Raw genomic sequence first — 9,673 nt, 5'->3', positions numbered from 1 at the left:
CTCCTCGTTCACCACCTTGAATCAACCCGAGACCATCCCCGCAAGCCCCCCGAGTCATGCCCCCAGAGAACTGGTATTAGGCGTGGCCTGCATCGTCCGGCCAAACTCATCGCCTTTCGATCTGGGTCCCGGCATTCGCCGGGATGAGCGGAGAGGCAAGCGAACGCGAACCCTTGCCCCGCGTTCAGCACAGGTGCGAGCCGACCGGCCGTCGAGGATGACCACCATGCGTATGAACAAGCTGGGCCGAACGGGCCTGTTCGTGTCCGAGCTCTGCCTCGGAACCATGACCTTCGGTGGCGGCGACAGCATGTGGGGCAAGATCGGCGACCTGGACCAGGGCGCCGCGGAAGGCCTGATCGGCCGGGCGCTGGACGGCGGTATCAACTTCCTCGACACCGCCGACGTCTATTCCGAGGGCCGTTCGGAAGAGATGACCGGCAGGGCGTTGAAGGCGCTCAACGTGCCGCGCGAGAACGTGGTGGTCGCCAGCAAGGCCTATGGCCCCACCGGAACGGAGGGGCCGAACTCCAAGGGCGCCTCGCGGCTGCACCTGATCGATGCGGTGAAGACCAGCCTTCGCAGGCTCCAGCTCGACCACATCGACCTTTACCAGATCCACGGGTTCGACGTGGCGACGCCGATCGAGGAGACGGTGCGCGCGCTGGACACGCTCGTGAACCACGGCCACGTCCGCTATGTGGGCGTGTCCAACTGGGCAGCCTGGCAGATCATGAAGGCGCTCGGGATCGCCGAGCGCCTGGGCCTGCACCGCTTCGAGAGCCTGCAGGCCTACTACACCCTGGCCGGCCGCGACCTAGAGCGCGAGATCGTGCCGATGCTGAAGAGCGAGGGCGTGGGCCTGCTGGTCTGGAGCCCGCTGGCCGGAGGCCTGCTCAGCGGCAAGTACGCGCGCGAGGACGAGAAGGGCGGCGACGGCCGCCGCGCCAATTTCGACTTCCCGCCGGTGGACCGCGGGCGGGCGTTCGACTGCATCGACGCGATGAAGCCGATCGCCGAGGCGCACGGCGTCTCGGTGGCCCAGATCGCCCTGGCCTGGCTGCTGCACCAGAAGGTGGTGTCCAGCGTCATCATCGGCGCCAAGAAGCCCGAACAGCTGGAGGACAACCTCAAGGCCACCGAGGTGGAGTTGAGCAAGGCGGAGCTGGACACGTTGGCCAAGGTCAGCGCCCTGCCGCGTGAGTACCCCGGCTGGATGTTCGAGACGCAAGGCGCGCGGGCCAAGCAGTTGGCGGAAGCCGGACGGCCGAACGCGAGATAAGGGGTCCTGCCCCTTGGCGGGGACGGGCTCTAGGCCAGCAGCCCCTGCCCAATCCAGCCGCCGCGATCCGCCCCGGGGGGCACGGCGAACAGGCCGCCGCCGACGTGGGTGACGAACTGATTCAGCATGTCGAACTTGGACATGCGTTCGAAAATCTTGCTGAAGCCGGTGCGCGGGTCGCGCTGGTAGCAGACGAACATCAACCCTGCGTCCACCTCCATGCCCTGGCGCCAGGGCGGCCAGCGCTCGGCCACGAAGCTGACGCCGTTGTCGTAAGAGTAGGCGCGGCGCAGGATCTGGGCGCCGTCGTTGTTCTGCGGCGAAGCCAGGCGCACGTGGGCGTTCTCGGGCGTCAGCGGGTTGCCGTCCTTGTCCACCGCGTCGAGCGCCAGGGGCGCCTGCTCGTCGGTCCCGCCGAGCGGGGCGCCGGACCGCTTGTGGCGGCCCACCGTCTGCTCCTGAAAGCCGAGCTTCATGGTGTCCCAGTGTTCGAGCGCGATGCGGATCGGGCGGGCGACCATGTAGGTCCCGCCCTTCATCCAGCCACCCTCCGCGCCCACCCAGACGAACTGGTCTAGCGCCCTGGGGTCCTTGGTGGCGACGTTCAGCGTGCCATCCTTGAACCCCATCAGGTTGCGAGGCGTCTCGCCGGGGGCATAGCCGGCCAGGAAGCCGTTCTGCACCCAGCGGGTCTTGGCATAGGGAGCCGCGACGCGGGTGAGCTGGCGCACGGCGTGGAAGGCGACCTGCGGCTCGTCCGAGCAGGCCTGGATGCAGAGGTCGCCGCCGGTGCGCTCGGGCACGAGCTGGTCGCCCACAAAGCGCGGCAGGTCTGCGAAGGCCTCGGGCCGCCTGGCCGCCAAGCCGTAGCGGTCGCGCCCGTCCTTGCTGAACAGGCCTGGGCCGAAACCGAAGGTGAGGGTGAGGCGGGCGGCCGGCAGGCCGGCCACCTCGCCGGAGTCTGCGGGCGGCTGGGCTGGGTCCTCCTCGGCGTCCACCGGCTGGCCGGCGGTCAGGCGGGCGGCGGCGAGGGTCCAGGCTTGCATCAGCCTGGCGACATCGGCGCGGTTCTCGGCGGTGAGATCGAAGGCGGAGAAGTAGACGTGCGCCTGCTGTGGGGTGGTGATCCCCTGCTGGTGGGACCCGTGAAAGGGCAGGGTGGCGCTGTCCGGGGCCGCGGTCGGGGTCAGCGGCGCGTGGGTCGAGGGCGCCGGCTTGGCCGAGGCCGCGCCGACCGCCCCCACGGCGCCGGCGATCCCCGCAGCGCCCGACAGGAAACGACGACGGGTCGCCCCGCCGTCGCCACCGACGCCGCCCGAACTCCCGATGAATGGGCAGCCGCCGCTCATCGGGAGGCCCGCATCAGCGTGTTCACGTCATCCTCTACATAATAGAAGCCGGAGTTGTCGGGCAGCATGGCGATGCCGAACAGGTCGCCGTTGCCAGGCGGCGACTGGGCCTGATCGTTGTCGATCCATTGGGCGTAGATCTGCTTGCCGGCCACGGGATCGACCTCCACCACCCGGCCGTCCTTGCCATTGGCGGCGAGCAGGTGGCCCTCCGGCGTCCAGGCCAGGGCCAGCGGCCAGGCGAGCAGGCCGTCCTTGGTCACCTCCTTGCCGGTGCCGGCGCTGTCGGTGCGGGTGAGGGCGTCGGGGATGGCGGTGATCACGTTGTCCAGCCCGTCGGTCACGTAGAGGGTCCCGTCGCCGCCCAGGGCCTCGCCCGTGGGGCCGAGCAGAAAGTTGTCCCGGTCAGCGCGCTGGGAAAAGCCGTCGCCCACCACCGTCTCCTCGGCGATCTCGGGCGGCTTGCCATCCGGGATGGTCAGCTTCACACGCAGCACGCTGGCCTTCTTCACCACGATGGGCAGCTTGGTCTTCGGATCGAGCACGGTCGGCGCCGGGATGCCCTCGCCGGCCATGCTGATGAACAGGGTGGCGGTCGCCCCGTCGTCCTTCACCGCCATGTTGCCCCAGGGGTCGATGATGTGGGACCCGGACCAGACCCGCACCGGCTTGCCGTTGGGGTCGAACACGATCAGGCAGCCGTCGCCCTTGGTGGCGGTGGTGCCGTCCGTGCTGGGTGTGGAGCCCACGATCACCCAGCCGGTCTTCAGCATGGCCATGGAGGTGGTCAGCCCCACCCCGCCCGGACAGCCCGACAGGGTCCGGGGCAGCTTGGCGAACAGGATCGTCTGCCGGGTGGAGGGGCGGTAGAGCACGATGGTGGTGCCCGTCCCTTGCAGGTTCGACAGGTTGTTGAAGTTGTCGACCAGCACGTCGTCCTTCTGCACCTTGCCCGCGCTCACCGGCGCCACGACGATGGCGTAGGGGTTCAGGTCGCCGTTGTCGGTGACGCTGGAGGTCAGGGTGACGTGGCGGTGGATGGTTTCCAGGTAGCCCTTGGGGGCGGCCTGTGCGGTGGATGCGAGGGCGAGTAACCCCGCCATGGTGGCGATCCCCGCAAATCGTCCTCCCCTGCGAAGCGGGAGAGGTGGCGCGGGCCGCAGGCCCGTGACGGAGGGGGCCGCCCCGGAGCGACACTGGGCTGCAGCCCCCTCCACCATGCTCCACATGGTCCCCCTCCCCCGCTGCGTAGGGGAGGATGAAGTGCGCTCAGAACAGGACATTGGTGCGCACTCCGAAGACGGCTTCACTCTTCACGCGGTTCGTGGGCTGGTTGGGGTCGGCGACGCCGCCGCCGGGGGTGAAAGTGTACTGGAAGTCCGGCTGCACCTGCCACCAGGGCCGAAGCTGGTACTGATACGTCGCCTCGATGAAGGTCTCGTCGTGGCGGGCCGGACCATAGATAGTCGGATCGACCGCCCGCGCCACCGCCGCGGCGTCGCGGTCAGCGTCGGTCACCACGTGGCTCACCTTGGCGTAACCCAGGCCGATGGCCAGGGTGTCGTCAGGGCGGTTGGCCACGGGATCGTGGTAGGTCAGGCCCACATTGGCGCTGAAGCTCAAGAAATTGCGGTCGGCCTGGGGCGAACCCATGACCCGTGTGAAGGCGCTGACCGAGCGGTTGGGGTCGTCCTGCTGGCGCCAGAGCATCTGGTCGGCCACGCCATAGACCGAGTACTGGCCGCGGTGGCGAAGCGGCGACCCGTCGCTGAGCGGCGAGGCGAGCGGCACGCCATGGTCGTCAAAGCGCTCGTCGTCGAACGCCTCCGAATCGTACCATGCGCCGATCTTGTAGGTATGGCCGAGCGGCGCGCCGGCCCCGGGCATCACCATCGCGCCGAGCGCCGGGTAGGTGTACTGCAGCTCAACAAAGGTGAGCGTGCCGCCGTTGGTCGGGAACTGGGTTCCCGAGGCGTTGATCACCTGGGCGTCGCCGTCATTGGTCCTGGATGGCGCACCGTTGAACACGCCGACCAGGATGTTCACCGGGTCCACGGGCCGCCAGCGGAACCGCACCGCGGGCGCGGACAGCGGATAGGCCGGGCCGCCGCCGGGCAGGTCGTAGGACGGCAGGGCCGGCCAGCCGAACATGGTATTGACGAAATAGAGCGCGTTGGGGCTGACGATGAACTCCTGGTCGGCGCTGATCAGGCCGACCTTGATGTCGGCCCGGTCCTCGTCGAGGAACTTCTGGTCGTACCAGAGCTCCCACAGCCGCGTCGCGCGATCGGCTTCGATGCCGCTGGCGGTCTGGATCGTGCCGAGGTTGTCGGCCGACAGGTTGCGGCCGTGGATCTGCAGCGCGCTGACGTTGAACAGGCCGCCGTAGAGGCCGAAGGCGCGCTGGGTGTTCAGCTGGAAGATGGCCTGGGTCAGGCCGTCGTATTCGGCGCCCTTGTGGATGCCGCCGGTGGCGTTACCGAGCACCTCGCTCGTCTCCTGGATGGCCAGGGAGGCGCCGAACCTGCTGAGCTCGGTGCGCAGGCCGAACATGTCGCCGAGCAGGAAGCTCGACTTCTGCAGGCTCGACAGATAGCCGCTGAAGCCCTGCGGCGCGCCGCCGGCCGCCTGCTCGGAGCTGACCGGAACCGACAGGGCCGGTGGGGAGGCCTGCGCCTGCCCGGCGGCGCCGAGCGCGAGCGCAGCTCCCACCAAGCCTGCAGCGGCGCGCCCCGGCCGCTGAAACTTCGATCTCCTCACCACTCACCCCGCCAAGGTCCGCTCTATCAGCGGCCGTGACGGGTTCTATATGCAAGTGACTTGCAGATGCAATGAAATTGCGACGCGCTCGCAAACTGCCTTCGGTGGCCGATCAGGCGACCTTGCCGAAGTCGGGCGCGCGCTTCTCCAGGAAGGCGGTGAAGGCCTCGCGCGCCTCCGGCGAGGCGAGCAGACGGCTGAACTCCGCATTCTCCTGCTCCATCCTCTGGAGCACGCTATCCGGGTCCGCCCGCATCAGCCGCTTGGACTGGCGCAACGCCTCCGGCGGCTTGGCGGCGAGGCGGCGGGCGAGGTCCAGGGCCGCGGCCTCCACCTCGGCAGGCTCCACCACACGGTTCACCAGGCCGAAGTCCTTGGCGGTAACGGCATCCATCGACTCCGCCAGGAGCAGCAGCTCGGCGGCGCGCGGGTATCCGATGCGCGCCGGCAGCAGCCAGGAGCTGGCGAACTCCGGCACCAGGCCGAGGTTCACGAACGGCATCTGGAAGCGCGAGCGCGTACTCGCCACCACAAGGTCGCAGTGGAGCAGCAGCGTCGTGCCGATGCCGATGGCCAGCCCGTCCACCGCGGCCACCACCGGCTTCTCCGCCCGGCTCAGGGCCGTCATGAAGCGGCGCACTGGCGGGGTCTCTTCGGAGCTCGGGCGGTTCAGAAAGTCGGACAGGTCATTGCCGGCGGTAAAGGACCCGCCCTCCCCGCCGATGACGATGGCGCGGACGGCCGCGTCGGTTTCCGCCGCGAGGATGCCGTCGGCCATGGCGGCGTACATTTCCGGCAGGATGGCGTTTTTCTTCTCCGGCCGGTTCAGCCGCACCTCGGCCACGCCTTCGCTCGCGCGATAGATCACCTTGTCCGACATGGCGGCGTCCTCCTTGCAGCCGTCCAGGCGGCCGGTTGCAGCCTTATAGCTCAAGCTAGCCCATGTGGAGGATCGCCAAGCCTCAGGCCGCCATCCGATCCGGCGCCCGCCGGTGGAACTCCAGCGCGCCGTCGTCCAGCTTACCGAACTTCATGTCCAGCAGGTCCAGCGCATAGTTCTGGCGCAGCTTCCACGGCGCCTTCGACCCCTGCTTGGGGAAGTTGTCGATGGCGCGCTGGACATAGCCGGAGGTGAAGCTGAGCATGGGCTCTTCGGTCAGCGCCGGGTCGCGCTTGCGCGGGATGGCGAAGGCGAGGCCCCGGGCGTCCATGTGGTTCAGCAGGCGGCAGACATAGTCGCAGGTCAGGTCGCATCTCAGCGTCCACGACGCGTTGGTGTAGCCGAAGCAGGACGCCATGTTGGGCACGTCGCTGTACATGCAGCCCTTGTAGCCCATGGACTGGGACAGCTTGACCGGCCCGCCGTCCACCTGGACAGCCATGCCGCCCAGGTGCTGCAGGCGAAGCCCTGTGGCCGCCACCACGATGTCGGCGGCGAGCACCTTGCCCGACTTCAGCCGGATGCCGTCACCGGTGAAGCTGTCGATGTGGTCGGTGACCACCTCGGCCCGGCCGCTGTTCAAGGCGTTGAACAGGTCGGCGTCGGGCACGAGGCACACCCGCTGGTCCCAGGGGTCGTAGGGCGGGGTGAAGTGGGAGGCGACGTCGTAGTCGGGGCCGAGGTGGTCGCGCACCCAGCCCAGGATGCGCTCGCGCGTCCGCGTCGGGCGCTTCCTGGCTAGATTGTAGAAGAACATCCCGACCAGCACGTTGCGCCAGCGGACCAGGCCGTAGGCCAGCTTGGCCGGCAGGCGCGCGCGCATCTTGTCCGCCCAGGCGTCCACCGAGGGGCGCGAGACCACATAGGTGGGCGTGCGCTGCAGCATGGTGACGTGGGCGGCCGTCTCAGCCATGGCCGGCACCAGGGTGACCGCGGTGGCGCCGCTGCCGATCACCACGACGCGCTTGCCGGTGTAGTCCAGGTCCTGGGGCCAGGCCTGGGGGTGCACCAGCCGGCCGGCGAATCGTTCCGCGCCTGGGAAGTCCGGCATGTGGCCGCCGGAATAGTCATAATATCCGGTGCAGGTGAACAGGAAGGCGCAGGTGAACGACACGCGCTCCCCGTCGCTCCGTAGGGCCTCGACCATCCACAGCGCCTCGGTCGACGACCAGGACGCGGCCGTCACCTTGTGGCCGAAGCGGATGTGGCGCGCGGTGCCGTCCTCCGCCGCCGTCTCGCGGATGTAGTTCAGGATCGAGGGGCCGTCGGCGATGGCCTTGGCCTCGGTCCAGGGCCGGAAGACGTAGCCCAGGGTGTACATGTCGCTGTCCGAGCGGATGCCCGGATAGCGGAACAGGTCCCAGGTGCCCCCGATCGTGTCCCGTCCCTCCAGGATGGCGTAGGTCTTGTCCGGACACTTGTGCTGCAGGTGGTGGGCGGCGCCGACGCCGGAGAGTCCGGCGCCGATGATGATGACGTCGAAATGGGTCTGGCTCATGCGGTCCTCCCGAAGACGCGCCCGGCCACGGCCGTGACGAAGGCGCCCACCCGGTCGGGCTGGGTGAGCGGGATCATGTGGCCGGCGGCCTCGATGGTCTCGTAAGTCAGGCCCGGGACCTGGCCGGTCATGGGCGAGCCATGCACCCGGGCGTCCAGGATGCGGTCGTCCTCGCCGAAAATGATCCCCACCGGCAGCTTCAGGCTGGCGTAGCGGGCGTGGAAGCCGGGAAGGTCCTCGCTCACGGCCACAAGGTCGGTGGAGGTGGCATAGAAGCTCCGCGGGCGAAGGTTGAGCACGCCGCCGCCGCGGGTGGCGAAGTCGTCGGGCGCGGTTTCGGGCCCGAACACCTGCGCCAGCACCACGTCCCGGTTGCGGATCGCCAGGGGCGTCGCCACGGTCCAGGCCAAGAGCCGCCGCAGGAAGGGAGAGGGGATGTACAGGCCCGCAAAGACCTTGGGCGGGGCGTCCTGCGGCTGGGTCAGGGGCGAGACCAGGGCCAGCCCGCCCACCGCCTCCGGGTGCTCCAGCGCCACGGCCAGGGACAGGGCGCCGCCCAGCGAGTGGCCGATCAGCAGCGGCTTGCCGAGTCCCAGCGCCCCGATGAACTTGGCGACCACGTCGGCCTGGACGCCCAGCCGGGCGGAGGCGCCGGGCGCGCGCCGGGAGTAGCCGGCGCCCGGCCGCTCCATCACCACCACGCGGAAGCGGTCCGTCAGCTTGTCGACCAGGGCGTAGGTGAAGTTGCGCATCTGGCCGCCCAGGCCGTGCACCATCAGGACCACCGGCCCGGAACCCTGGTCCAGGTAGTGGATGCGGTTGCCGTCTATGTCGATGAAGCGGCCCTGGGGCGGCAGCGCCGCCTCGACCCGGCGCGCGGTCAGGCCGGCGAAGGCGGCGAGGCCGCCGCCAGTGGCGGCGACGACCGCCACGCCGCCGAGCAGAGCGAGGGAGAGGAGCTTCATGCGCTCATCCGCTGGCCGAGCAGCTTCCAGTAGGAGACCGGCGCGAAGTGCTCGGCGGCGACGGCGATCTTGGCGTCCAGGCCGACGATCACGCGGGGCCGGCGGCGCTCGGCGGCGCGCACGATGGTCTCGCCGGCGACGGTCGGGGACAGGGTGAGCTTGGATTCGGCGAACTTCAGCCGCCGTTCCATGTCGGCCGCCGACGCGCCGGGGGGCAGGCGGGCGTTCCGGGCGATGGAGGTCGCCACCCCGCCCGGATGCACCACGGTCACGCCGACGGGGCTGTCCTTCAGCTCATGGCGCAGAGACTCCGAGAAGCCCCGCACGGCGAACTTGCTGGCGACATAGGCCGTCTGGCCCGGCGGGGCGATGATGCCGAAGATGCTGGACAGGTTCACCAACCGCGCGTCGGGGCTCCTCCGCAGGATCGGCAGGAAGGCGCGGGTCATGCGCACCACGCCCCAGAAGTTGATGGAGAACAGCCACTCGAAGTCGGCCGCCGCCACCTGCTCGAAGCCGCCGCCCAGCGCCACGCCCGCGTTGTTCACCAGCACGTCGACGCCCGGATGGTCGGCCAGCACCCGGGCGGGCGCCTCCGAGATCGCCCCGGGGTCGGAGACGTCGAGGCGATGGCGGGTGATGCGCACAGCCGACCCGATCTCCTCGGCGGTCTGGGCCATGCCTGCCTCGTTCACGTCGGCCAGGGCGAGATTGCAGCCCCGCCGCGCCAGCGACACCGCGACCGCCCGGCCGATCCCGCTCCCTGCACCCGTGATCAGGGCGGTGCGGCCATCCAGCTGCATGCGTTGCGTCATCGTGGATCGCCTCCTCGTTCGTTCGGGATCATAGGCCGGTTCGACTGGCCTTGGCGGATCAGGA

8 protein-coding genes are annotated in these 9,673 nt (G+C 69.5%); 1 reads left to right on the top strand and 7 read right to left on the bottom strand.

Annotation, left to right across the window (positions count from 1 at the left end; genetic code table 11):
- Positions 1–226 precede the first annotated feature (226 nt).
- On the top strand, positions 227–1,282 hold the full coding sequence (locus HUV06_RS03060) for an aldo/keto reductase (RefSeq protein ID WP_174299800.1): 1,056 nt from the start codon (positions 227–229) through the stop codon (positions 1,280–1,282).
- Between the two features lie 29 nt (positions 1,283–1,311).
- Here HUV06_RS03060 and efeB read toward each other — a convergent pair whose 3' ends face one another.
- The 7 genes from efeB to HUV06_RS03025 all read right to left on the bottom strand — a co-directional run bounded on the left by efeB (position 1,312) and on the right by HUV06_RS03025 (position 9,609).
- On the bottom strand, positions 1,312–2,631 hold the full coding sequence (efeB, locus tag HUV06_RS03055; protein WP_174299799.1) for an iron uptake transporter deferrochelatase/peroxidase subunit: 1,320 nt from the start codon (positions 2,629–2,631) through the stop codon (positions 1,312–1,314).
- Complete coding sequence (locus HUV06_RS03050; protein WP_174299798.1) at positions 2,628–3,734, bottom strand: hypothetical protein; 1,107 nt, start codon at positions 3,732–3,734, stop codon at positions 2,628–2,630. The genes efeB and HUV06_RS03050 overlap by 4 nt, the downstream gene beginning before the upstream one ends.
- Before the next feature lie 166 nt (positions 3,735–3,900).
- Positions 3,901–5,343, bottom strand: coding sequence for a carbohydrate porin (locus HUV06_RS03045; protein WP_174299797.1), 1,443 nt, complete (start codon positions 5,341–5,343; stop codon positions 3,901–3,903).
- 160 nt (positions 5,344–5,503) lie between these two features.
- Positions 5,504–6,325 carry an enoyl-CoA hydratase gene (locus HUV06_RS03040; protein WP_254600851.1) on the bottom strand — a complete coding sequence of 274 codons (822 nt, stop codon included), beginning with the start codon at positions 6,323–6,325 and terminating at the stop codon, positions 5,504–5,506.
- Positions 6,326–6,353: 28 nt separating this feature from the next.
- Positions 6,354–7,829, bottom strand: a complete 1,476-nt coding sequence (locus HUV06_RS03035) for an NAD(P)/FAD-dependent oxidoreductase (protein ID WP_174299796.1) — start codon at positions 7,827–7,829, stop codon at positions 6,354–6,356.
- A complete protein-coding gene (locus HUV06_RS03030) occupies positions 7,826–8,794 on the bottom strand; it encodes an alpha/beta fold hydrolase (RefSeq protein ID WP_174299795.1) in 969 nt (322 codons plus the stop codon). Before HUV06_RS03030 ends, HUV06_RS03035 begins: the two co-directional genes overlap by 4 nt.
- Positions 8,791–9,609 (bottom strand): SDR family oxidoreductase, encoded by an 819-nt coding sequence (locus HUV06_RS03025; RefSeq protein WP_217433610.1) that lies wholly within the window; start codon positions 9,607–9,609, stop codon positions 8,791–8,793. The genes HUV06_RS03030 and HUV06_RS03025 overlap by 4 nt, the downstream gene beginning before the upstream one ends.
- Positions 9,610–9,673: the final 64 nt, after the last annotated feature.

It is taken from the genome of Caulobacter sp. S45, from assembly GCF_903642205.1.
Classification (GTDB): domain Bacteria; phylum Pseudomonadota; class Alphaproteobacteria; order Caulobacterales; family Caulobacteraceae; genus CAHJWH01.
Note: the sequence above shows the minus strand (reverse complement) of the source record. Positions and strands in the feature narration are given on the sequence as shown.